The sequence below is a fragment of the Cellulosilyticum sp. I15G10I2 genome, assembly GCF_900095725.1.
Lineage (GTDB): Bacteria > Bacillota > Clostridia > Lachnospirales > Cellulosilyticaceae > FMMP01.
Genome location: NZ_FMMP01000006.1, coordinates 38130 through 63712 on the forward strand (window position 1 = coordinate 38130; position 25583 = coordinate 63712).

Genomic DNA, 25583 nt, shown 5'->3' on the forward strand with positions numbered 1-25583 from the left:
GGCACTCAGCATAGCCACTACCTAACGGGTGAAGAGTTTAATAATAATCAATAGGTATTTTAAAGTTTAATAGAAAAATACAAAATAAAAATATAATAAAAAAACTAGACTAAATAGTGTTGATATGCTAATATACTGGTATATCAGTTGAATTAAGTAATAAAAACTAAATTTTTACGGAAGATATTATAAAATATATATAATAGTCGATCTAATGTGAGCGTTTAGTTATTAGATCTGGGATTTGTAGAAATCGATAAGAAGATCAAGGCTTAAAATAAAAAGATTCAACAGGTATTAAACCCAGTTAATGATGGAAACCTAGATTTAAAAGAAAGCATTTCTCATATATATTCTATTTTTGAATGCGCAAAAGTGCTTGATATTATAGATATGAAAATTCTAGTATGAGAAAAATAGTATTAATAGTAAAATAAGTCTAGTTATAAGAAAGGTGAAAAAATTATGGATATGACTTTAAGATGGTTTGGAAAAGATTTTGATTCTGTGACTTTAGAACAAATCAGACAAATTCCAGGTGTAGTAGGTGTTGTTACAACTTTATACGATACTGTACCAGGGGAAGCGTGGGAAATCGAAAAAATTCGTTCAATCAAAAAAGAAGTTGAAGATGCAGGGCTGAAGATAAAAGGTATTGAAAGTGTTAATATTCATGACGCAATTAAAATTGGATCAGAAGACAGAGACAAATATATTGCTAACTATATTACAACCCTTGAAAGACTTGGAGAAGAAGGTATTGATTTAGTTTGCTATAATTTTATGCCTGTTTTTGACTGGACACGTTCAGATCTGGCAAAGAGAAGAGCAGATGGTTCTACAGTTTTATCTTATGACCAGGGATTGATTGATGCTATTGATCCAACGAAGATGATGGAATCTATGGATGAAAAGGCAAATGGATTTGTTCTTCCAGGCTGGGAACCAGAACGTATGGCAAGAATTAAAGAGTTATTTGAACTTTATAAAAATGTAGATGAAGAAAAGTTATTTGCTAATTTAAAATATTTTTTAGAAGCTATTATGCCAACATGCGAAAAGTATGGTATTAAGATGGCTATTCATCCAGATGATCCAGCTTGGTCAGTATTTGGATTAACCAGAATCATGACATCAAAAGAGAAGTTGTTAAGACTTGTTAATTTGGTAGATAGTCCTTGTAATGGGGTTACTTTATGCACAGGTTCATTAGGTTCTAATCCAAAGAACGATATTCCAGACATTATACGTTCTCTTAAAGGAAAAATTCATTTTGCACATGTAAGAAATGTTATCCATTTAGGCGAGGGGAAATTTGATGAAGCCGCACATCTATCGACAGATGGTTCATTAGATATGTTTGAAATTATGAAAGCATTTTATGATATCGGATTTGATGGGGTAGTACGTCCAGACCATGGTAGAGCTATATGGGGTGAAGTATCTATGCCTGGATATGGTCTATATGACAGAGCATTAGGTGCTACTTATTTAGAAGGCATATGGGAAAGCATTTCTAAAATGTCTTAATGTATAAGTAAAATCCCTTATAGAGTATACTAAGAGATATATTAATATATATGTAAGGGATAAGGAGCAGTATGTATTATAGAGAGAATGAAAGACAAAACATGACTATTGGTGAAAGTGTATATGGTTATTTAAGAAATAATATTATTGAACTTAATTTTAAGCCTGGCGAAATAATTAGTATTAAGGATATTTCGGCTCAGCTTAATGTAAGTCGGTCTCCTGTAAGAGATGCACTTATTAAGCTCGAAAAAGAAGGCCTTATTACTACAATGCCGCAAAGGGGCACAATGATCTCCAAAATTGATTTGAGTAGAGTTTCAGAAGAACGTTATTTAAGAGAATGTTTAGAAGAAAAAACAATTTTGTTGTTTATGAATCAGTATACCCCTTCGGATATAAAACAGTTAGAGTCAATTATAGAAAATCAAAAAAAAAGTATTAGTGATACAGATTATAGAAAATCTATATATTATGATGATGAATTCCATAAAACATTTTTTGATGTAACAGATAAAAGACTTTGTTGGGAAACTATTCAAAATATGTCTGGGCACTATAAAAGAAGTAGGCTTTTATCTTTAGCAGAGAAAAATATATTAGATAACATTATCAAACAGCATGAAATGTTAATAGCATGTATTTTAGAAAAAAATACAGATAAACTTATAATAGCATTGCATCTGCACCTCAATAAATTAGAGGGTGAAGATTTAGATTTATCAAATAAATATCCTGACTTGTTTGAGAATCAATATACTGCAACAAATGGATCATACGATTTACTGCATAGAGATTTTTTTAAAATGTTAAGATAGAGAGGTTATTTATGAAATTAAATATTAATTTATTAAATAATAAAGAAGAATGGCAAAAAGCGAATATTGCTCTTCCTACATTTAACCACAAAGAAGTAACATTAAAAACAAAACAAGCCCCAACGTGGATTCATTTTGGAGCAGGAAATATCTTTAGAGCATTTCCAGCTGCAGTTCAACAACAGCTATTAAATGCGGGCATAGAAGAAAAAGGTATTATAGTGGCAGAAGGGTACGACTATGAGATTATAGATACTGTATTTGATGCTTATGATAACCTGACAATGCTAGTTACTTTAAAGGCAGATGGGACAATAGAAAAAACAATTATTGCAAGTATGGTAGAAGCACTAAAAGTAGATAGCCAAAATGAAAAAGATTTCAGTAGATTAAAAGAAATTTTCTCCAATCCATCCCTCCAGATGGCTAGTTTTACAATAACGGAAAAAGGATACAGCTTAAATTATTCAAATGGAGATTTTTATCCAGATGTTATAAATGACTTTGAACAAGGTCCTAAAGCTCCTAAGAGTTATATTGGAAAGTTAGTGTCTTTGTGCTATGAGAGATATATAAGTGGGAAATATCCATTAGCTTTAGTTAGTATGGATAATTGCTCACATAATGGAACTAAGCTATATCAAGCTGTAAGAGCATTTGCTGAGAAATGGGAAGTAAACCAACTCGTTGAAAAAGGATTTTTAGCATACATTGAAAATCCTGATTATATATCATTCCCATGGAGTATGATTGATAAAATTACGCCAAGACCTGATGAAAGTGTAAAAGCTATGCTGAGGGAAGTTGGTTTTGAGGATGTAGAGGGTGTTGTTACTTCTAAAAATACTTATGTTGCACCATTCGTTAATGCAGAAGAAGCTCAGTATTTAGTTATTGAAGATAAATTTCCTAATGGAAGACCTAAGCTTGATCAAGGGGGAATTATCTTTACAGAGCGCGAAACAGTTGATAAAGTAGAAAAAATGAAAGTATGTACATGTCTCAATCCTTTGCATACTGCCCTTGCAATTTACGGCTGCCTTTTATCTTATGATAAAATCTCTGAAGAGATGAAAGATGCAGAACTAAGAAGATTAGTTGAAATAATTGGTTATGAAGAAGGACTTCCGGTAGTAGTTAATCCTGGCATTATCGATCCAAGAAGTTTTATAGATGAAGTACTCAATATAAGAGTACCTAATCCTTTCATGCCGGATACGCCTCAACGTATTGCAACAGATACTTCACAAAAGCTGTCCATACGTTTTGGAGAAACAATAAAAGCTTATGCAAAGAGCGATAGATTAGATGTGAAAAATCTTAAACTTATCCCACTGGTACTTGCGGGATGGTGTCGATATCTTTTAGGTGTTGATGATAGTGGCAAGTCATTTGAGTTAAGTCCAGATCCTATGCTTGACGTAGTTCGTCCCTATTTAAATGGCATTACGTTAGGTCAAACAGGTCCGTTTGCAGAGGCACTAAAGCCGATATTCTCTAATGAAAAAATCTTTGGTGTTAACTTATATGAAGTTGGACTTGGAGAAGTAGTAGAAAATTATTTCACAGAGTTAGTTAGTGGCCCAGGAGCTGTGAGAGAAACTTTAAAGAAATATATATAATAATATCTAAATGGATTAACTAATATAGTATTGAGGAGATATGACAAAACTAGTTTAACTAGTTTTGTCATATCTCCTTTTTAGTTAATAAAAATCACCTGATTCATAGCTGTGTGCTAAGCATTTACAATTTCACCGCCATTGATATGAATGGTCTGGCCTGTTATATAAGATGCAGCTTCAGAAGCTAAAAACACATAGGCGCCACTGCATTCTACAGGTTGGCCCGCTCTACCTAGAGGTGTATTATTACCAAACTTAGCAACTTGCTGTGCAGGGGCGCTAGATGGGATAAATGGTGTCCAAATAGGGCCTGGGGCAACTGCATTGACACGTATACCTGATCCCGATTTGGCAAGCATCATAGATAAAGAACGGGTAAAAGCTGTTAATGCGCCCTTAGTCATAGAATAATCCACTAATTTTTCATTGCCGTGAAAAGCAACTACTGAAGTGGTGTTAATAATACTTGCTCCTGATTTTAAATGAGGAAGCACTGCTTTGGTAAGATAAAAAGCACCATAAACATTTGTTTTAAAAGTTTTATCAAATTGTTGATCAGAGATCTCAGAGAGTGTAGTAGCTTCATACTGTACAGCTGCATTATTAATAAGAATATCAATTTTTTCAAACTTGGATATAACCTCAGCTACTATTTTAGAGCAGAAGTGAGCATCAGTTATATCTCCAGGAATGAGCAGGCACTTACGGCCATATCCTTCTATAGCTTGTTGAGTTTGTTTTGCATCCTCAGTTTCATTATAATAAACAACAGCAATATCAGCACCTTGTTTGGCAAAAGCAACTGCTGCAGCTCGTCCAATACCACTATCTCCTCCAGTTATTATGGCAACTTTGTTTTCAAGTAAATTTCCTTGTTTGATGATCTGCTCATTATCATAAATAGGAAGAGGATTCATTTCATATTCAAACCCAGGATGATGGTTTTGATGTTGAGGTTCAAAAGATGTTGGGTATTTCATAGTTCTTCTCCTTTAACTCAAGTTTTTGAAGTTAGTATATACCAATCCCTATAAAATTACCCATGATTTTATGACAAGGCTGTTCTTCACTTGGAAAAACCAGCATAGATATATAAAGTAACACCTTTTTTGAGAGGATGATAGAAATGGTAGATACAAGGAGACATAAAAAAAGATATACACCCTATAAAAAGAAAAAATCTTATGCAACACTATGGATACTGCTATTGCTGGGTGGTCTGTGGTATATACTCTCAGGAAAAGACATTATCCCAAATAATTTAAGTACCCCGCAGGTTAAACAAGCTCCCCAAAGTATAGCAAAAGAGCCAACCTATAACAGTTTATGCATGCAGGCAAATATCGCCAAAATATTAGCCTATACATTAGTTGAGAATAAGATATTATATAATAATATCATACAGGATGAAATATGGTATAACAAATATTATGATGCATTAGAAAGTGAGTTGAGTTTTAATTATTTAAAGAAAGAGAATGCTTTAAAATCTATTACATATTCAGAGACGGCAGAACTTCTCGATGCCATATTAGGGGAAGGTTATGGTGTGAATATTGATGCAAGTACAACGCATTTAAATAAAAGTATTAGTTTAAATAAATTTATAGAGATCTATACGAATGCACTTCAACATACTGGCAAAGGAATTACCCTTGAATATATGGACTTAGTTATTATTGCAACACCAGCTAATAATCAAACGTTGGGTGCATGGAAAGTGGCTACAGATGTAGGTGAATATGGATTTGAAGGACTTATAATAGATCCTCTTAGAAATAACACCGTAAGGGCTATTGTAAGAAATAAGGAGATTCTTTGTATCACAGATATTATTAGTGATGAAAGTATCATTAAGCAGTGTTATATCTTAAAAGTAGAAGATGGCAGTGTAGAAATACAAGTCAACAATATAAAAGCAGTTTTTGAAAATGAGGTACTTAATACCAGTGAAGAAGGAACAATATGCAATATAACAATCAAAGGTAATAAAGTTATAAGTTACGAGGTACAACAGGAAAAAAATACAGATACACTACTTAAAGTAACCTCTGAATATATTGAACTCAAAAAGGCAGGCAGACTTACTTATGATTATATTAAAGTATATGACAAAAGGCAAGGGGGTGGGCTCAATACGCTAGAACAGCTGCCTTGTGGTATTGAAGTAGAATATATTTTTAAAGATGATAAAGTAAACACAGTGCAAGTTATAAGTGATCAGATTGGTGAGAATATACGTACTGTTTTAGCAGCTCCTGGGCGGGAGGATTATAGGCATGAGAATGTACTTCTGGTAAGCGAAGAGGCATATGATATGGTTTATAATGGGAAAACAACTATACTTAATAAAGAACAAACATGGGATGCAGCAGCATTTGAATGGTCAAAGGATGCCTCTACTATTAGTTTTATTCCTAAAGCAGATACAACGATGAAGATTCTTTCATTAACAAAACAAGGCGTCAATCCTAAATATAAGGGTATAATAGAAATTACTAAAGAGGATGGAGCGTTTAATATTGTGAATGAATTAGATATTGAAGATTATGTAGCGGCGGTCATTCCAAGTGAAATGCCAACAAGCTATGGACTAGAGGCCACAAAGGTTCAGGCTATAGCAGCAAGAACATATGCACTTGCCAGTAAGAAAACAAGTCGCTATGTGCGTTATGGTGCACATGTAGATGATACAACCAATACACAAGTTTATAATAATGTGCCGGCTAATGAGATCTCTTACCAAGCAGCTAAGGAAACTAAAGGAGAAGTACTCTTATCAAATGGCAGCAGCATAAGCAGTAAATTTTTTGCAACCTCTTGTGGCTACACTGCCAACTTTGGAGAAGTATGGGCCAGCGGCGCAACATTTCCGACAAACACCCCTATTTATTTAGTTTCGAGACAGCAATATGTGGGGGATAAACTCGTAAACAATATGACAGATGAAAAAGATGTTTATAAGTTTTTGACACTAAAACCTTCAGAAATTGATGCTTTTGATAAGGACTCTCCATGGTTTAGATGGCAGACTAAGTTTACGGGGAAGGAACTAGAAGCGCTTATTAATCCAGCTATTAGAAAGCTAAGTAAAAATTATCCGAGTCTTGTTAAAGTACTTGCTGCAGATAAGACATGGGAAGCAAAAGAAATAGACTCTGTAGGAAATATTAAAGATTTAGAGGTTAATAAAAGAGGTCAAGGCGGAAATATTATGGAGCTTATCATTGTAGGGGACAAAGAGATCGTTAAAGTGTCTACAGAATATCTGATTCGCAGTTTATTTTCTACTACAGATCAGCAAAGTCTTAATATCACAAGGGCAGATACTACAGAAGTCAAAGGCATGGCCCTTCTTCCTAGTGCCTTTTTTACAATGGATATTGCCTATACTAGCGACAACTATATTAATAATATTACATTATATGGCGGAGGCTTTGGTCACGGCGTCGGTATGAGTCAAGATGGCGTCAAAGGTATGGCAACAAGAGGCTATACTTATAGAGAGATTTTAAGACACTATTATCCACAAGTAGAAATTAAAAGTGAGGCCAATTAGTTTTATTACCATAAAATAAAGTCTTTCCCCACATCCAAAAAAACAAAATAAAGTCATTCTCTGGATGCTCTTTGAGCGGTGTCAATAACGTTATAATTTTGTAGGAAAATAACGTTCAAATTATGCTGCTAAATGACGTAAAAGTTAAGCCTGCTTATCAAATAAAGTATTAACTATTTGTTGCTTTTGTTTCATTACCTCCTTTCTTTCTTTAAGACGATAACTTTCTCCTTTGATACTTACAACTTGACAGTGGTGTAGTATGCGATCAAGAATTGCCGATGCTATAGTTATGTCTGAAAACACTTCATTCCAAGCAGAGAAAGCCTTGTTAGATGTTAAAATTGTGGTGTTTTTTTCGTATCTTTTTGCTATAAGCTGAAAAAACAGATTTGCGCCCTGTATATCCATGGGCAAGTAGCCTATTTCATCAATAATCAGAACCTTATACTTAGCAAAAGTTTTTAGTCTCTCTTGAAGCCTATTTTCAAAATGGGCTTTATTAAGTTGAGCGATGAGTTGATGACAATTAATATAATAAGTGGAATATCTATTTTGTGCAGCTATCATGCCTAAGGCAACTGCTAAATGTGTTTTCCCAACACCTGGAGTGCCTAAAAATACAACATTTTCTTTATTTTCTACAAATCTCATCGTAGCTAATTCTAGTATTTGATTTTTATCAATACTTGGTTGAAATGAAAAATCAAATTGATCCAGTGTTTTTTTAAACGGAAATCCTGACATTTGAATTTGACTCTCTACTGCACGTTTCTTTTTTGTCCCAGCTTCTTGCATTAAAATATGATCAAGTACATCTACGATATTGGTTTTGTTATGGATTGCCTGTTCCAAATAATTATCTATAATAGTTAACGTGTTTTTCATATTTAATGCCTGAAGGTTAGTCTTGATTCGTTCATAAGTTATTTCACTCACTTAAAAATCACCACCAATTCCCACATCATAAACGCTTAGATCTGGCTTTGCTACAGTAAAATCTATTATTTTCCCTTTATTAAATAAAGTATTCTCGGTATCAAAACTTTGTTTAACAAGCATAGGTTTATAATGGTCTTTATTGACTAACATCTCTTTTTTATTATAAGATAATTTGTGTAGAGCTATTTGTTTTCCCTCGAAATATGCAGCTAACATATTATCGAGTACAATGACTGCAACATCCTTGCCTACGTATTCTGCTGGAACGGAATATTTATTTTGGGCATAGCTGATGAAGCAGTCTTTTTCTACTCTTCTTAAATTAATTTTATCAATTATGTATTCCCTTTTCAGAGGGGAGAGGCGCTCTTTTAAGAGTCTGTCACAAGGTCTTTCGTTAGTTGTACTATGTACTTTGGCATTTACTTTATTACACCATGAGACAGCTTGTGCATTTAAGTCTTCTAGCGAACTATATTTAATACCAATCATAAAATTGCTTCTAACGAATGATACCGTCCGCTCTACTTTCCCTTTAGTTTGTCCCCTATATGGTCTGCATAATATAGGTTTATAACCGTAGAAGCCTGCAAAATCTTCAAACTGTTTATTGAGCTGGCTTTCTGATTGTTTTAGTACTCTTTTAACAACAACTTGCTTCATATTATCATATAATATTTCTTCCGGATAACCACCCATATATCGGAAAGCATTAATGTGACAACGTATTAAAGTATTTGTGCTCATATCAGTTACAAACTCAATATAGCGTATTCTGGAATATCCCAAGATCATTAGGAAACAATAAAGCTTCTTTTGCTGACCATCTTGTTCTACAGTATAGTTTTCAAAAAATCCCCAGTCAACTTGTGCTTGAAGCCCAGGCATTGTTTCAAAGCGAACAGTGGCCTTTTCATTTAGATCAGACTTTCTAGTAGCAACATATTGTCGGACAATGGTGTATTTGCAATCGCATCCTTGCTCAATAAGTTTTTCATGAATTCTTACTGCACTATAAGGAGCTTCTTCTAGCCACATATCTATCTGATATTTATAAGGATCTAATTTCGAACTTTTCGGTTCACATAGCTGATATACAGGTTTTCTATCTGAATTAGCATATTTTTTAGCTGTTCTAGGATCGATATGATACTTTTTTGCAATTTCTTTATAGCTTAGTCCCTTTTGACGATCACTTCTAATTTCCATCCATATACTTCCTTTCATGTTGGTCACTCTCCTTTCTAAAGAGTGTACCATTTATGAGATTGCAATCATCATAAAAACACATTTTTTAACCGTTATTTAATTACATTTTATCACCGTCATTAACAGTTGTTGATATAGGAAATATGGTTAATAATCGTGACTATTATTATTTCAATCAAACAAGTACTTATGGTATGGATTTTCAAGGAATAATAGATGAACAATATCTAATATATAGTGCTCTTTTTAGAGTATATTCTTGTTATGATAAGATAAGTAAAATTTTATTGGAAGAGAGAGTAGTTTTAAATCTTGAGAATGTAAAGTATTTTGAAGACTTAAGAAGTGTAAAAGGAACTAATAAGTTACTGTTAAGAATACAAGATATAATAAAAAATGATAAAGACTATAGAATGTTGTATATATATAGAAATGATATATATCACAATTTAAGAATGGGATGCTTAAATGGCAAAGAGGGAACTGATTATTATAATGCCGTACTCCTTCAAGTGATTTTTAAAAATATTAAAATAATACAAGGGATTTTACAAGAAATCATTACATCCAAATCAATTAAAATTGGGAGAAATGATATATGTTTCTGTGGAAGTAAAAAAAAGTATAAATTATGCTGTGGCAAATCGTAGTAATACAAAATCAAATTAGTATTTATATAGTATGTTTACAAGGAATTTGTAATCACTTATTAAAACGTCCATTAGGACTACTGAGCATAGCGAAGTATTTATTACCATAAAATAAAGTCTTTCCCCACATCCAAAAAAACAAAATAAAGTCATTCTCTGGATGCTCTTTGAGCGGAGACTACTCAGTAGCTTTCTTTCAGAAAGAGTATGAAGGATATATGCTCGGTGAGCATAGTGGAATGAGTTTTTGAGGAAAAGGGCTTTTCTAATAAAAAGAGAAGTTATAGCAGCTTTTGAAATGAATAGGGCAGACTTTTAATAATGAAAACATCTATTTTAGTTCTTCTAAATAGGTGTTTTTTCTTTAATACTGAGATTGCCCAGTAGTTTTTCTCAAGAAAAAGGTTTATAGGGGATATGCTCCTTGAGTATAGTAAAATAAGTTTTTAAGGAATAATCACTTTAGCAGAAATGGCGGAGCCTATCAGTTTTCCTTGCGGAAAAGCTTTATAAGTGAAATGAGTTTTTGAAATCAAGTCACTTCAATACTTAAAGACATTTTGCGTTAGCAAAACTGGCAGAGCCTACCACTTTAAATTCTGTAAACCTTTGCGGAGCAAACTTCTCATAACCTGAGAACATAAAAACTTTTGCGAAGCAAACTGTCCTCCTCTGACTGCAATTAAAGTCGGTAAATGAGAGGGCTGAAAAAGTAAATGACTTGCAGCCAGAGTAGGACTTTATTTGTTTTTTGGAACAGTTAGGGGATGGTTTTTTGGGGTTTGGGTGGGTGTTGAGGGAAAGGGTTTGTTTTATGGGTACATAGTTATTCACCAATAAAAAATCCCTCTGATCAATGATGTGATTAGAGGAATTTTTTATTGGCTAAATAGAAATTTTATAAACGCATTGATCTGATAAAAGGCTAAATAAAACAGAAAAGTTTTCTCTAGTGGCACCCTGTATTATAAGATAAGCGGATTGCTAAGCAGGAGATCAAGCGCTTGTAAATCAAATACACCATAGCCAGAACTAGGGTTAGGATACTCAATGCCTTCAAATTGCTTAACTGTACCGAGTACAAGGGTGTCCATTACCATAGTATTTGGAAGAGGAGATACTTGTTCCTTAATGCATCTGTTATACATAGCAGCCACAACGCCTAGCATAATACCTGCCGCTGGCAAAGTCCCTGTTACATTCACCCATTCCCCTATCTGACAAGGTGCGGTGATATTAGCTGCATGGGTGACAAAATTAGGTTCGACTCTATTATCCCAGCTATAGCCTCGGCCAGAACTTCTTAGAACGACCATGTTATCTGCGTCATAGCCCCCTACAGTTATGAGGTTCCTAATATTTCCTAAAGAGCCTATTGTTATTAGAGGGCTGCTAGGAGTAAGTGTCACATACTTATTAAGTTCTTGCTGTGAGATCCATAAGTCTATCTGACTAGAGGTTTCAGTAGTTAATGTAAGCTCGATTCGCCATATGCCAACGTGAGGATTATCTATTCTAAATAGCAGCCTTATGGCACCGTTTAGGGGACTGAGGTTGTAGCCATTAGAATAAATTACTGAATCCTTTGACCTGGTAACACCTCTTATTTTTAAGTCAATAGCTTCGCCACCTACTTCTGGAGGTGGATAGAGCAAAGCTGAAACGACTGTAGAAAATCTTTGATAGGCAATACCAATTATATTTTGATTTTCTCGGATGACTCGTAGTTCAATGGTACTAAAGCTGGGTTGTGTGCCTTCGGCACCATAATGATGCATCTTATCTGCTTCTTCTCCTGTTGGGACTATAATCGTAACCCCTTCTTTTGTGGCTAAAATGCCTAATGTTTCTGATAATACTAGAGAGCCATCATGGGAATCAATGTTGGTGTTAAAGGGAATACATAAAACAAGAGGTTTTTTTTTGATAGATGCAAAGTTAATAAGCTTAGTGATTCCAACTAAAATATCTGCCATCGTAACAGCTTCTTTAGCAGGTGTTCCTCCATATATTTTTTGATATGTTTCAGGCGCAGTATTAATCGTAGCGACTACAAACTCTGCTTCAGTGGCAATCCCCCTATAGTCTGGCATATAACTTTCACCACCTGCAATCCCCAAAATCATTGTAGAGATACTGTCAGCATCTGGGAGTTTTATAAATTGATCTGGGGTAGGACTCGCTAATGCTTCATCAATTTGTTCAGTAAAATGATACATGCCTTCATCTGAATTTATCTGTTCCCAAATACAAGCGATTCTACTTTTGCCATCTTGCATGCGAAATACAGAATTGGTATAGTCAATAGGATCTGCTGAAATCACTCCTATGTATATCCCTTCTCCTTTATATTTAGGAGACACTGATGTAAGATGATAGGAAAAATTATCATTGATAACATCCTTATGACAGAACTGATGGCTCAAAACAGGGTTGTAGTATGGATGGGCAACATCTGATCGGAGGACTTCACTAAGTGCATCAAATTGCCTTCTGCTAGCATATAACACGCCATAATTACCTATTAATGAGATATATTTAAGACCTAATGAACGATAATATGAAGGATCTCTAAAACTCATAATGCTAAGCGGGACATAAATCTCTTGATCGAGAGGGATAGACTGATAAAAAACATTATTTGCATATAATGAATTAGGTTGTCTAGGGTTTTCATCGGTATGTTCAGGTTCATTCAGGGGTGGTGAAGCATGTAGGAATGGTATTACTTTTTTTATGGCATCATTTATAGATGATTGCAGATAAAGGGTTTTATCTGAATAAAACTCAAAGGCTTGTTCGCATAGTGCATAGTGTCTATAAGCATTCGTATGATCTGCTTTAGCAATAAATACGCCATTTAAGTTATCTATATAACTACTAATAATTTTATAGGTTAAAGTTCTATAACGAAATACTTCCTGTGGAACAAAAATGTTAGCATAAATGATAGTAGGCTTATGTACATAACTAAGAAAACTCATAAAATAACGTATACACTTTATATACTCAGAAGCCTCTATTTTATCATCACGAGAATAGCAGTGTATCCATTGATATTCATTGAATGCTATAGAGTTGTTAGACTTTTCTAAGGTATGTGTTAACATATTATAGCGGGCATCTATCCGGTTATCTTCATTTTTTGAACCTATTGTGATTAAAAAAAAATTATGACTTAGAATTGTCTGATCCAAGCATTCCATTTGACATAATTCAATCGTAAAATTAGCTTCAATATACTGTAAAATTTTGCTCAACCCTATTAGGTCATTCTTTTTAATATTTATAATTTTATACTTTGGACTAAGGTAATCCAAATCTTTTATGATTTGTACTAAGTAGTTATCTATTTTTTCATCATTCTGAACAATAATTTTCATTATACACTTCCTTTTACAAGCGATAGGATCACTATACTCTGCATAACATTATATTATATTCAGAACGTTATATAGCTATTACTGAGTTACCAAAATCCATTCTTGTAGATACTAAATTTATGTATCACCATCATACCGGCTAGACTGCTAACTTTTTTGCTTTTTCATAGAACCACTCATCACCATAGTCATGGCCGATAGTGATGGTTGCGAGAATACATCCAATAAGATTATTACTCATTCCTTTACAGCCATTAAATAAATGAGCTGTTTCTTTAACAAATAGCCAAAGAAGAGAGTGTATACTTTCTTTTAGTGAAATGAATATAACACTCTTTTTTTCAGCGTAGAGCTGTAATGATCGAACATCATTAGAACATCCAAATGCACCACGATATTCCTCTTGGACAAATAGAACTTCCCAGTCAACTTCAGAAATCTCACAAGAACTAATAAGTTTATTCGTTTGTGTTTTTAATAAAATCTCAAAATTCTTATCCATAAATGTCACGCGCATAATATAATCTCCTCTTATATATCTTTATTATCCTATGGTTATTCCTAAATTAAACCATTGCAGATGGATAGTAAATTATTTATTCATAGGTTTAATTCGTATTTATCACTTATAAACTGACATATTTTTTTCTTTTGAAAAAAGTTTAATTATTCATTTTATTTTGTAAAGTATAAAATATCCGCATATTTAATAAGCATAAAAACTTTAAAAAATGTAACAGTGGGTACTGAATTGATCCATGTTTTTTAGTAACATGGATTAGTAATTAGCAGACTGGTATAAGCCAATGAATTTGAAAGCAGCCAATAAATATGCTTATATAAAATATTTTAAATAAAAAGGAGAAATGAATAATGTTCGGATTGTTTAAAAGTAATGACAAAATGAAAGAAGAAACTAAAATGGAGCCCAATCCAATGTTTTGCTACCAATGTGAGCAAACACCAATAAAAGGGTGTACAAAGTTTGGAGTATGTGGCAAAAATCCAGATATAGCAAGTTTGCAAGATATTATGATATTAGGTCTTAAGGGTGTAGCAGCATATTCAACTCATGCAAGAGAACTAGGTGTTTCTGATGAGGAAGTAAATAACTTAACCCATGAAGCGCTTTATACTACGCTTACAAATTCAAACTTTAGTCTTGAAGAAAATATAGCTATGGCATTAAAAGTTGGTGAAGCGACTGTTAAAATAATGGATACACTTGATAGAGCTCATACTTCAAAATTAGGTATTCCCACACCGGTTAAAATATCACAAGATAAGATCGAAGGGCACTGTATACTTGTAACCGGCCACAATTTATATGCGCTGGAAGAATTATTAAAACAGACAGAGGGAAAAGGCATTAACATCTATACCCATTCAGAAATGCTTCCAGCTCACGGCTATCCAGAACTAAAAAAATATGCTCACTTAAAAGGAAATGTTGGCAAAGCGTGGTATGATCAAAGAAAACTTTTTGAAGAATTTCCAGGTGCAATTCTCGGAACAACAAATTGCTTAATGCCAATAACAAATGGGACTTACGGAGATAGATTCTGGACTTATGGGATAGCAGGACTTCAAGATATTCCAAAGATAGTTAATGATGATTTTAGTCCAATGATAGCAAAGGCATTAGCTTTAAAAGTTATAAATAAGGAATCTGACAAGACCGTTATGACGGGTTTTCATCATAATACAGTACTTAATATAGCACCAGAAATCATTGAAGCGGTTAAAGCAGGAAAAATCAAAAGATTCTTCGTTATAGCTGGGTGTGATGCGCCGACTAAGGGAAGAGATTACTATAGAGATTTGGCATTAGCACTTCCAAAGGAAGCGGTACTCTTAACAACATCGTGTGGAAAGTTTAGATTCAATGATGTAGACTACGGAACAGTGCCAGGAACAGATATTCCAAGGTATATTGACCTTGGGCAATGTAATAACTCAGGTTCAGCAGTTAAAATAGCATTGGCTCTTGCAGAAGCCTTTGACTGTACAGTAAATGACTTGCCATTAAGCATTATCTTGTCATGGTTTGAGCAAAAGGCAGTAGCTATACTTCTTGGGTTATTCAGCCTTGGCGTTAAGAATATTCATGTAGGTCCAAGTGCACCTAAATTTATAACCCCGGGGGTACTAAGCGTTCTCCAGGATAATTTTAATCTTCAGTTGATAAGTGGAGATGCAAAAGCTGATCTTGCAAAATTTATGGGTCAAAAATAATGTTCTTAAACTTTATCCCTTTAAGCCTAACCGGCTAGAGGGATTTTTTATTATGGTGTGATCAACTAAAATATTCTTAAAATAACATAATGTCAGCATCTATAAACTCTATAAATATGTCAGATAAATATAAAAAAAAATAAAGTTTTACAAAATATTAGTTTATAAGATATAATAATTATAACTTGACAAAAATATACAATTTTTTCTATAATTATAGTAAGCAAGTACATACTATGAGAATTATTCAGATGTTACAGCTATCTTCATGATTTATGAAATATTGAATTATAAAGAAGCTATATCTAAGAAGATTAAAATGATATTTAATTTCAGATCAGGACTTATAAGGGACTATATGAATGAGGCGTTAGAGACTTAGGCAGAGATATATGTGAGACAACCAGTTGATATAAGGGTAATGGAAGATGCTATGAAATATTTAAGTGTGTTGTAATGAGCATTTTATAATGATACAAATAAAAAGGAGATGAAACGATGAATGTTGAATATATTAATCCATTTATAGAAGCAAGCCAAAATGTTATTCGTGAAATGGCAGGGCTTCATCCAACTTTGGGACAAATTTATATTAAAGACATCCCTTATAAAGGAGATAATGTTGTAGTATTAATAGGATTGACAGGAGAAATACAAGGGAATGTTGTAATAGCGCTCAAAAAGACATTAGCTTGTAAGATAGCGTCCAATATGATGGGGGGGATGCCTGTACCGGAACTAGACGAAATTGCAAAAAGTGCTATAGCTGAACTGTGTAATATGATTTTAGGAAATACAGCAAATATCTTTTATGAAAAAAAGGTTTCGATTGATATTACACCACCAACCGTGTTAACTGGTGAAAACATGCAGTTTAGTCCATCAAAATCAGTAGTCATATGTGTGCCGTTAATATTTGATAATGAAGAAAATATAGATATAGACATATCTTATAAAGAAAAGAGTAAAGTAAGCTAAATAGGTAAAAAAAAAAAGAAACAATTCAAGTAAAATTGTTTCTTTTTTTTTAGATTGCTAGAATATTTTAAGGGTATTACTATTGATACATAAAACATTACTATTCGCACAAAAAATGTAAAAATATAACGTAATATAGTATATAATATATATAAAAATAAATAAAACTCGAAATATATTATTTATAATTTAATTTTTTAGTAATCTAAAATTTATGGTATAAGGAGTGAAGGAAATGCCAAAAGTACTTATAGTTGATGATACGGCATTTATGCGTCTATCTATAAAAATTATGTTAGAAAAAGGTGGCTTTCAAATTGTTGGAGAAGCTGAAAATGGTAAAGAGGCAGTTAAAAAGTACATAGAATGTAAACCGGATATAGTAACGATGGATATTACAATGCCAGAAATGTCAGGAATTGATGCTATGATTGCAATAAAAGAATATGATAAGCAGGCTAAAGTTGTAATAGTCTCAGCAATGGGACAAGAGCACCTTGTTAAAAATGCTATAATTAATGGAGCTGCTTCGTTTATTATAAAGCCTTTTAGAGAAGATGATATAGTACAGATACTAAATAAAGTAATTGCAAAGGCATGATTACTTTGCTTATTTGCAAATGACCTTATAAAATAGCAGCATTAGCTTGACCTTAGAGGCAGCCCCCCTTCATAGTGAGAGAAGCAGAGCGTGGTGATAATGCTATCGGTATTATCCTTACAGGGATGGGATGCGATGGGGCAAAGGGGCTTCTTGCTATGAGATGAAAAGGGGTCAGGACAATAGGTCAAAATGAGTCAACGAGTGTCGTTTATGGTATACCAAAAGTTGCTCAGGTACTATGTACAATGTTACGATAAAGTTTATAAGTTAATGGAGGTAGAGCGTTGGATAAGAAATACATGTCAGATAATATAGAACAAAATGAGCATTATAAAAAAGAGTGGCTGGCGGCAACACTGACTTGTATTGGCGATGGGGTTATATCTACGGATATGAATGGCAGAGTAGATTTTATAAATAGTAAAGCTAAGAAACTCATTGAATGTAATGAGGCAGAAGCTATAGACCAAGACATTGATGCTGTTTTTAAAATTATAAATAATACAAAACGCATATTTGTTAAAGATATTATTAAGCAGGTTATTGAAGGAGATGAGGTTAAAGGGCTTACAAAAGAGTCTGTGCTTTTGTCAAAATACTCAAAAAGATATTATATATCAGCAAGTTTTTCAGTTATTAAAAATCAAATGAGTAATCCTATTGGGGTTGTTATAGTATTTAGAGATATCACAAAAATAAAATCAATGGAAGAACAACTAACAATTGAAAGAAATAATTTAGAAATGATGTTTGAATTTATGCCACTTGGTATGCTTGTAATTAATGAACGCAAAATCATTAGAAGAATTAATACTACACTAAGCCATATATTACAAATTAATAAAAATCAAATGATTGGTAAGACCATTGGAGAGGCTATGCGGTGTATTTCAAGTTATGAGCGTGGCTGCGGCATGGGAAAAAAATGCAAATTTTGTGATTTTAGAAAAGCTATTAACTATATTATGATGACAGAAGAGTATACAAAAGAGACCGTTATTGAACTAGAGCTTTTACAAGGCCAGCAAAACATTAAATGCTGGTTTAAAATTAGTTTTGTTATGATTAGTGATGAAAATGAGAAGCAAATCATTATTATTATGGAAGACGTTACAGAACAAATAAAGCATGAGGAAGAACTTGAGAAAGCCAGGGAACAGGCAGAAGCTGCGAGTAAAGCTAAGAGTGAATTTTTGGCTAATATGAGCCATGAAATACGTACACCCTTAAATGGTATTACAGGTATGATAGAACTTACACTGCTATCTCATTTAGAGGAAGAACAAAAAGATAACTTGTTAACTGCAAAAACATGTGTCAATTCCCTTTTAGATCTTATCAATGATATATTAGATTTTTCTAAATTAGAAGCTGGAAAACTCTCAGTACAATCTGTTCAGTTTGAGATGCAGTTGTTAATTGATGAAGTAATCAAAACACATACCAAACATGTACAAGAAAAAAAATTAGAACTCAAAGCATATATTAGTCCTGATTTACCACGCTACTTAATTGGAGACTTTCATAGGTTAAAGCAAGTACTTCATAATTTGATAAGTAATGCAATCAAGTTTACAGAAGCCGGAAAAATAACATTAGAGGTTAGCTGTATTGCATTAAATGAGGAATCTATTGAACTTCAATTTGAAGTAGCAGATACTGGTATTGGCATAGATACAAAAGATATACCCAAACTTTTTAAAAGTTTTAGCCAAATAGATAGTTCGTTTACAAGACAATACGGCGGCAGTGGATTAGGACTTGTTATTAGTAAGCAGATTGTAGAAATTTTAGGGGGAGAAATAGGCGTTAAAAGTGAAAAAGGTATGGGGAGTACTTTTTTCTTTACTGCTAAATGCCATGCTGGACAGTTGAAAGATAATAAACAGTCTCCTATCAAAGAAAAGTATAAACAAACAGCTACAGGACATATCCTTTTGGTTGAAGATGATAGGATTAATCAAATTGTTTTAGCACGTATTCTAAGATCTAGAGGATATACTCTGGATATAGCGGGGAATGGGCGTGAAGCTTTAGTTTTACATGAGAAAAATAGCTATGATGTGATTTTAATGGATATTCAGCTGCCAGAAATGGATGGGATAGAAGCAACCAAACAGATTCGCAGAAGAGAAGGTGTAGCAAGACATACACCTATTATTGCCTTGACAGCCTTTGCGCTTTTAGGAGATCGCGAAAAGTTTTTAGCAATGGGAATAGATGAATATATATCTAAGCCCATCACAATGGAAAAGCTATTTGTATTAATGGATACTATCATTTCTAATAGAAAAGAAACAGTTATAAAACGAACTGAAGATATATCTTTGCTTAATATTGAAAGTCAATTAGTCCAGCTTAGTAAATTATTAAAAGATAAAAATCTTATAGAGATTGAAGCGGCTATCCAGCAAATTAAAAATATGTTTGAAAGTATGGGATTAGATGAGCTAAAAAGTATTGCATTTAAAACACAACTAGCAGCCAGAAGGGGGGACTTTTTACAAGTAACTGAGCAGTTTGGTAATTTACAGCATGCTGTAGAGACTTATAAAAAAATTATTATAGAGTAATTAATGCAGAGCATCTAGTGCCATGTGGCAATATAGATTATCTTTTTGGCAGCTCTTTTATTAGTAAACACACATAATAGGGACAAAGCATATATATATATATAAGATATTAATAAAAGAAGGAAGGGAAGATGATGGAATCTGAATCATATGGTATTATGCTTCTCCCCATTATACTTGGAGTAGTAGAGGTTTTAAAAAATGTAGGCTTGCCAAAAAGATTCTGCCCACTCGTAGCTGTTGCTATAGGTATTATACTCGGAGGTATCTATCTAGGGAGTGGAGACATTAAGCAAGGTGTTTTAAAGGGTATTTACATGGGATTAAGCTCTGTTGGTATGTATTCTGGGGCAAAAAATGTTATAGGTAGATAAACCGTCATAATCTAACAAATTTTTTATAAAAAAATAGGTGTTTTTTTATAAAAAATGTATAAAATGTAGAAAAAAAAATCTTGTTTATTAAAAACTAAAAAGGTTTAAGCAATATATACAAAAGCTAATTCTTTAAGAAGAATATCTATTTTCTTTATTACCAAACAAAAAAACGCTATTAGCATAATGAACAAAATATCATTTGAAAATAAAAAAAAATAGGGCATACTTCAAGTGAAATACTTGTTATAATATGTTTGTAACTTCCCCCAGATGTTACGGCAAATATGAAATTATTTGCTACCCCTAGAATAAAATACCTTCTCTCATGGAGAAAGACCCGTCGTCTTTCTCCACTTTTTTTTGTCCTTTAAACTTATTACCATATACTCACTAATGCATAAATGTACTTATGTAAAGTATAATGCAGTTGAGGGATACCCCCTATTATAAAATGGAGAGCTATCTAATGGAGGTTGTGGGATGACTAAAAATAAATATATTAAATACTGCATAGTTGGTGTACTAGCAGTGGCAGTGGTTATTGGGATTTATACAAACAAGCATAATAGTCAAGTTGATGTTGAATATACAAAATTTTTAACTTTAGTAAATGAAAAACAAATTGAAGAAGTACAAATAGGTAATGAGGCTAAACTTAGATTTAAACGTATAGGTGATGATACCAAATATATTACGGACAACCCAAGGACAGAAGGCCTTAAGGAAAAGCTGTTATTACATGAAATTAAAGTATCCGAGAATACTGGCAGCAATATGTATATGCTGCAATATTTTTCAAGCATGTTGTTATTTGTAGGGCTATTTGTTTTTATATTTAAAAGTGCTAAAAAGCATGGTGGCGGAAGTATGATGAGCCTTAGTGCGAAACCTGTAGAAGCAGATACGCTTACTCAAAATTTTTCAAGTATAGCTGGAAATATAGAAGCTAAAGAACAGGTTCAGGATGTTATAGATTTTATCAAAGAACCAGATAAATATGTTAAAATGGGTGCAAGAATGCCAAAAGGTATTATTCTTTATGGCCCTCCAGGAACAGGGAAAACGCTTATGGCAAAGGCTATTGCGAAAGAAGCTGATGTAGCTTTCTTTTCGGTGAGCGGCTCAGATTTTGTACAATTATATGTTGGGGTAGGCGCAGGCAGGGTAAGAGAAATATTTGCTGAGGCAAGAAAGCATAAAAAAGCTGTTATTTTCATTGATGAAATTGACGCAATTGGGAAAAAGAGAAGTCATAATGCCGCAAATAGTAATGATGAAAAAGATCAAACACTCAATGCACTGCTGACAGAAATGTCTGGGTTTAAAGATGATGAGGGGATTATCATTATTGCTGCAACAAATAGACTTGATATGTTAGATGATGCCCTGCTTAGACCAGGACGATTTGACAGGCATATTGAAGTAGGCTACCCGGATATTAATGCAAGAGAACAGATTATTAAACTATATCTTAATAATAAACCTGTAGCAGATGATGTAAATAGTACTGATCTTGCTAAACAAACAGTTTATTTTACAGGAGCTATGATTGAAAATCTTTTAAACGAAGCGGCTATATCAGCAGCAAGAAATAATATAGCTGTTATTACTAAACAAGATGTTCAAGTTGCTTTTTATACGGTTATTGCAGGAAAAGAAAAAAAAGACAGAAGTTCTATTACACATTTAGATAGAAAAATAACGGCCTTTCATGAAGCTGGGCATGCACTTGTTACCAAGCTTGTGGCACCAGATAATAGTGTAACTAAAGTAACCATTATTCCTAGTACCAAAGGTGCTGGTGGTTTTAGCATGAATATTCCAAAGGATAAAATGTATCTCACTAAAAAAGAAATTTTAAATCAAATTAAAATATGTTTAGCGGGAAGGGCAGCAGAAGAGATTGTATTTGGAATGGATAATGTTACAACAGGCGCAAGTAACGATATAGAAAAAGCAAGTGAATATATCAAAAGCTATATTATGAAGTATGGTATGGATGAAGAACTTGGCCTTATTAATCTTGGGATTATTATGGGGCAGGATAGAGTAGACAATCAAATGATATTAGAGAAATGTTCAGGCAAGATAAAAGAACTCTACGAGGATACCAAAAAGATTATTAATGAAAATCATTCAATCTTAAGTAACCTAGCAGAATCTTTACTCGAAAAAGAAACTTTAGAGGAATCAGAAATAGCTAGCTTCTTTCAATAGAGGCTAGCTTTTTTAGTTACGATTTTTCGGTTGCATTTTTTTTATTCAGTAAAGTCATAATATCATTTTTCCAGTAAAGTCTTACGCGGTTGATCGTTTTAATGGGGGTAATTTTACCTTTGCTTACCAATTCATCAAGATACTGTCTCGAACAATTAAGAATACTAGTTGCCTCGGCTGTAGTAATTATTTCAGTACATATAAAATCTATTAGATGCTCTTTATCATCAAATGAATATTTCATTTTAACGCCCCCTTCCAATATATTTACTATTGTAAAGTAAAAAGTGAAAATTATCAACAATTAATACTTGGATAAAATAAGTTGTTATATTTATAAGAAACTTTTAACTTTCTTCATATACATACTTTATAATAGAAATACAGATAAATAATAATTTAAGAGAAAAAGACGTAATATAAATGCGAAAGGGTGAATTTATGAATGTTCTAATCATTGAAGATGAAGTAAGAGTAGCAGATATCATGACAAAATACCTTGAAAAAGAAGGTTATACTGTCTATACATGTTATACGGGGCAAGAAGGCTTAGATGTATTTTATCATCAAAAAATAGATATCGTTTTATTGGATTTAATGTTGCCAGATATACAAGGAGAAGATATTTGTAAAGAAATAAGGCAAGTATCCAATACCTATGTTTTCATGATCACTGCAAAAGGTAATCTAGATCATAAAATAGAAGGGTTTGATCTAGGGGCTGATGAATATCTTGTTAAACCTGTCAGTCCAAGAGAAGTGGTTGCAAGAGTAAAAGCGCTTGATATGCGTAAACAAAGAGAAGAAAACAGGGATACGCTGGTATTTAATAAAGGACAGCTAAAGATTAATTTAGAGGAACATATTGTAAAAGTTAATAATATAGAGGTGACGCTTACTCCGAATGAATTTGAAATACTTTATCAGCTTGCTTGTTCACCAGGCAGAGTCTTTAGCAGAGATCAACTGATAGAAGCGGTTATGGGGATAGATTTTGATGGTTTTGATCGTACTGTTGACGTGCACATTAAAAACCTTAGAAAAAAGATAGAAGAAGATACTAAGAGTCCGAAGTTTATTAAAACAGTAACGGGAATAGGGTATAAATTTGAAGGAGATCTTGTATGATTCCTATTCGTAAACAACTATTCGGCATTTTGCTTGGAATAGGGGTACTTATTATTGTTTCAATCTCTTTAGCTGTTAATATTGCAATCAAAAGACATTTTGAGCTTTATGTTGAAACAAATATTAAGCATGCTGGCGATGTAATTGTAAAACTACTGGCTGATTTATACGAAAATGATAGGTGGAATCATAATCTAAGAGAAGAACTTACTGTTGAAACTTATATGGGGAATTTTGCAGTTTCTGTACTGACCCCGGATAAAGAATTAATATGGGGAACCACACAAGAACAGCTCTTAGATAAGATAAGAAACAAAGACAATCGGTACTTAGGTTTTAGTGCTGCGATGCCGTACCGCTTTGAGGATAGACCTATATATAGTAAGCAAGGTGTATTGATTGGATATGCCCGAATTGGTTATTTTGCCTCTACGCTTTTATCAGGTAATGATTTGAAGTTTCAAAGGGATGTTAATGAAACTATATTATTGTGCAGTACAACGATACTTGGATGCTTTGTTGTTGCAGGACTCTATATATCTAGATTATTTACCCATCATATTTATGGTATAGCTAAAACTTCAATTGATTTGGCTGAGGGTAAGCTTACGGCTAGATATGACTGCAAAAGTAAGATTAAAGAGATAGAAACTTTAAGATATAGTATGAACCATCTGGCAGAAAGGCTGGAAAAGCAAGATTGTATCAGAAAAAAACTTATATCAGATGTATCTCATGAAATCAGAACACCTCTGCATATTCTGCAAAGCAATCTAGAGGCTATGATCGATGGGTTTTATCCAATAGATGAAGAGCAAATGCAGATTCTTCACAAAGAAGTGGTGCGTTTTGGAAAACTTCTTAGCAATCTTGATAGCTTAAAAAATGTAGAAGAACGTGTGATGAGTATGGCTATGGAGCCACTCATTTTAAATGAAAGTTTAAAAGATGTTTTTGATGCTTTTAAGATATTAGCTCAAGAAAAGAAAATCAAATATGTACTTAAAGATAGTGAAACACAGCATGTGAGAATATTGGGAGATAAAGATTCACTTAAACAATTATGGATGAATATTCTTTCGAATGCATTTAAATTTACGGATATGAAGGGTGAAATTACAGTTACCACAGCAGTTAAACCTAAAGAGTGTAGTATTATTATACAAGATACGGGGTTAGGTATAGCAAAGGAGGATTTACCCTATATTTTTGAAAGAATGTACAGAGGGGATAAAAGCCGGGAAAAATATGAAGGCAGCGGTTTAGGACTTACTATTGTCAAATCAATCGTTTCATTTCATAAAGGAAGAATTGATATAGATAGTATAGAAGGGGAAGGCACAAAAGTTACTATAACTCTTCCGAGTGAGGAGAGAGCACATGTCTCTCAAAATATTAGTAATAAAGTTAAATCCTATATGAAGCTAGGGACTAAAAATTAAAAGCCGTAATACGTACGGCTTTTTTTACAGCAATAAAAGTTTACAAAAATTACCTGAGTTTATATAATAAATATAGAGCAAAGTAAGGATAGTAAAACATGGTAAGAGAGGAAAATATATGTTAGAAACTAAAGACCCTTATTTATTACTAAGTATAGTGAACATGAAACTACGAGATGAAGCAGAAAGTTTAGAAGACCTTTGTTTGACGTATAATAAAAAGAGCGATGCTATTATAACCACATTAGAAAAGATAGGTTATAGCTATGATGAAAAATTAAATCAATTTATTGCTAAATAAAAAGAAATGATA

General features: G+C 33.1%; 21 protein-coding genes. 15 read left to right on the top strand and 6 right to left on the bottom strand.

Translation table 11 applies throughout. The features are described from left to right. Nucleotides 1-465 precede the first annotated feature (465 nt). The 3 genes from uxuA (at nt 466) to BN3326_RS00295 (ending at nt 3970) form a co-directional block, all read left to right on the top strand. Nucleotides 466-1530 carry a mannonate dehydratase gene (uxuA, locus tag BN3326_RS00285; RefSeq protein WP_069997126.1) on the top strand — a complete coding sequence of 355 codons (1065 nt, stop codon included), beginning with the start codon at nt 466-468 and terminating at the stop codon, nt 1528-1530. Between the two features lie 71 nt (nt 1531-1601). Continuing rightward, nucleotides 1602-2348 carry a GntR family transcriptional regulator gene (locus tag BN3326_RS00290; RefSeq protein WP_069997127.1) on the top strand — a complete coding sequence of 249 codons (747 nt, stop codon included), beginning with the start codon at nt 1602-1604 and terminating at the stop codon, nt 2346-2348. Nucleotides 2349-2359: 11 nt separating this feature from the next. After that, on the top strand, nt 2360-3970 hold the full coding sequence (locus BN3326_RS00295; protein ID WP_069997128.1) for a mannitol dehydrogenase family protein: 1611 nt from the start codon (nt 2360-2362) through the stop codon (nt 3968-3970). 116 nt (nt 3971-4086) lie between these two features. Here the strand turns inward: BN3326_RS00295 and BN3326_RS00300 are convergent, their stop codons facing one another. After that, nucleotides 4087-4953, bottom strand: a complete 867-nt coding sequence (locus BN3326_RS00300; protein ID WP_069997129.1) for an SDR family oxidoreductase — start codon at nt 4951-4953, stop codon at nt 4087-4089. Nucleotides 4954-5099: 146 nt separating this feature from the next. Between BN3326_RS00300 and BN3326_RS00305 the strand changes: the two genes are divergently transcribed. Then, a complete protein-coding gene (locus BN3326_RS00305) occupies nt 5100-7532 on the top strand; it encodes a SpoIID/LytB domain-containing protein (protein WP_069997130.1) in 2433 nt (810 codons plus the stop codon). Nucleotides 7533-7676: 144 nt separating this feature from the next. Here the strand turns inward: BN3326_RS00305 and istB are convergent, their stop codons facing one another. Next, nucleotides 7677-8471, bottom strand: coding sequence for an IS21-like element helper ATPase IstB (gene istB / locus BN3326_RS00310; protein ID WP_069997131.1), 795 nt, complete (start codon nt 8469-8471; stop codon nt 7677-7679). Further along, nucleotides 8472-9701, bottom strand: coding sequence for an IS21 family transposase (istA, locus tag BN3326_RS00315; protein ID WP_069997132.1), 1230 nt, complete (start codon nt 9699-9701; stop codon nt 8472-8474). A gap of 125 nt (nt 9702-9826) precedes the next feature. Between istA and BN3326_RS00320 the strand changes: the two genes are divergently transcribed. Further along, nucleotides 9827-10333: a YecA family protein gene (locus BN3326_RS00320; RefSeq protein WP_069997133.1), complete on the top strand. Its 507-nt coding sequence runs from the start codon at nt 9827-9829 to the stop codon at nt 10331-10333. A 965-nt stretch (nt 10334-11298) separates the two neighbouring features. On the opposite strand, the gene BN3326_RS00325 is transcribed toward BN3326_RS00320, so the two are convergent. Both BN3326_RS00325 and BN3326_RS00330 read right to left on the bottom strand, forming a co-directional pair. After that, the gene (locus BN3326_RS00325) at nt 11299-13716 is read right to left on the bottom strand and encodes a S8/S53 family peptidase (protein WP_069997134.1); all 2418 of its coding nucleotides are present in this window, start codon (nt 13714-13716) and stop codon (nt 11299-11301) included. Between the two features lie 139 nt (nt 13717-13855). Next, complete coding sequence (locus BN3326_RS00330; RefSeq protein ID WP_069997135.1) at nt 13856-14233, bottom strand: hypothetical protein; 378 nt, start codon at nt 14231-14233, stop codon at nt 13856-13858. A gap of 356 nt (nt 14234-14589) precedes the next feature. On the opposite strand from BN3326_RS00330, the gene hcp reads away from it, so the two are divergent. From hcp to BN3326_RS00360, 7 genes are all read left to right on the top strand, one after another. Continuing rightward, nucleotides 14590-15951, top strand: coding sequence for a hydroxylamine reductase (hcp, locus tag BN3326_RS00335; RefSeq protein ID WP_069997136.1), 1362 nt, complete (start codon nt 14590-14592; stop codon nt 15949-15951). 498 nt (nt 15952-16449) lie between these two features. Continuing rightward, nucleotides 16450-16929: a chemotaxis protein CheX gene (locus tag BN3326_RS00340; RefSeq protein WP_069997137.1), complete on the top strand. Its 480-nt coding sequence runs from the start codon at nt 16450-16452 to the stop codon at nt 16927-16929. Nucleotides 16930-17164: 235 nt separating this feature from the next. After that, on the top strand, nt 17165-17530 hold the full coding sequence (locus BN3326_RS00345) for a response regulator (RefSeq protein ID WP_069997138.1): 366 nt from the start codon (nt 17165-17167) through the stop codon (nt 17528-17530). Nucleotides 17531-17604: 74 nt separating this feature from the next. After that, nucleotides 17605-17697 (top strand): chemotaxis protein CheB, encoded by a 93-nt coding sequence (locus BN3326_RS22645; protein ID WP_330389549.1) that lies wholly within the window; start codon nt 17605-17607, stop codon nt 17695-17697. Nucleotides 17698-17817: 120 nt separating this feature from the next. Next, nucleotides 17818-20106, top strand: coding sequence for a response regulator (locus BN3326_RS00350; protein WP_083258431.1), 2289 nt, complete (start codon nt 17818-17820; stop codon nt 20104-20106). Between the two features lie 134 nt (nt 20107-20240). Further along, the gene (locus BN3326_RS00355; RefSeq protein ID WP_069997139.1) at nt 20241-20480 is read left to right on the top strand and encodes a hypothetical protein; all 240 of its coding nucleotides are present in this window, start codon (nt 20241-20243) and stop codon (nt 20478-20480) included. Between the two features lie 483 nt (nt 20481-20963). Then, nucleotides 20964-22700, top strand: coding sequence for an ATP-dependent metallopeptidase FtsH/Yme1/Tma family protein (locus BN3326_RS00360; RefSeq protein ID WP_069997140.1), 1737 nt, complete (start codon nt 20964-20966; stop codon nt 22698-22700). Nucleotides 22701-22716: 16 nt separating this feature from the next. On the opposite strand, the gene BN3326_RS00365 is transcribed toward BN3326_RS00360, so the two are convergent. Then, on the bottom strand, nt 22717-22944 hold the full coding sequence (locus BN3326_RS00365; protein ID WP_069997141.1) for a helix-turn-helix transcriptional regulator: 228 nt from the start codon (nt 22942-22944) through the stop codon (nt 22717-22719). 197 nt (nt 22945-23141) lie between these two features. Here BN3326_RS00365 and BN3326_RS00370 point away from each other — a divergent pair, with 197 nt between their 5' ends. From BN3326_RS00370 to BN3326_RS00380, 3 genes are all read left to right on the top strand, one after another. Beyond that, nucleotides 23142-23828, top strand: a complete 687-nt coding sequence (locus BN3326_RS00370) for a response regulator transcription factor (protein WP_069997142.1) — start codon at nt 23142-23144, stop codon at nt 23826-23828. Then, nucleotides 23825-25270: a sensor histidine kinase gene (locus tag BN3326_RS00375; protein ID WP_069997143.1), complete on the top strand. Its 1446-nt coding sequence runs from the start codon at nt 23825-23827 to the stop codon at nt 25268-25270. The genes BN3326_RS00370 and BN3326_RS00375 overlap by 4 nt, the downstream gene beginning before the upstream one ends. 118 nt (nt 25271-25388) lie before the next feature. Further along, nucleotides 25389-25571 carry a DUF4250 domain-containing protein gene (locus tag BN3326_RS00380; protein ID WP_069997144.1) on the top strand — a complete coding sequence of 61 codons (183 nt, stop codon included), beginning with the start codon at nt 25389-25391 and terminating at the stop codon, nt 25569-25571. The last annotated feature ends 12 nt before the right edge of the window (nt 25572-25583 follow it).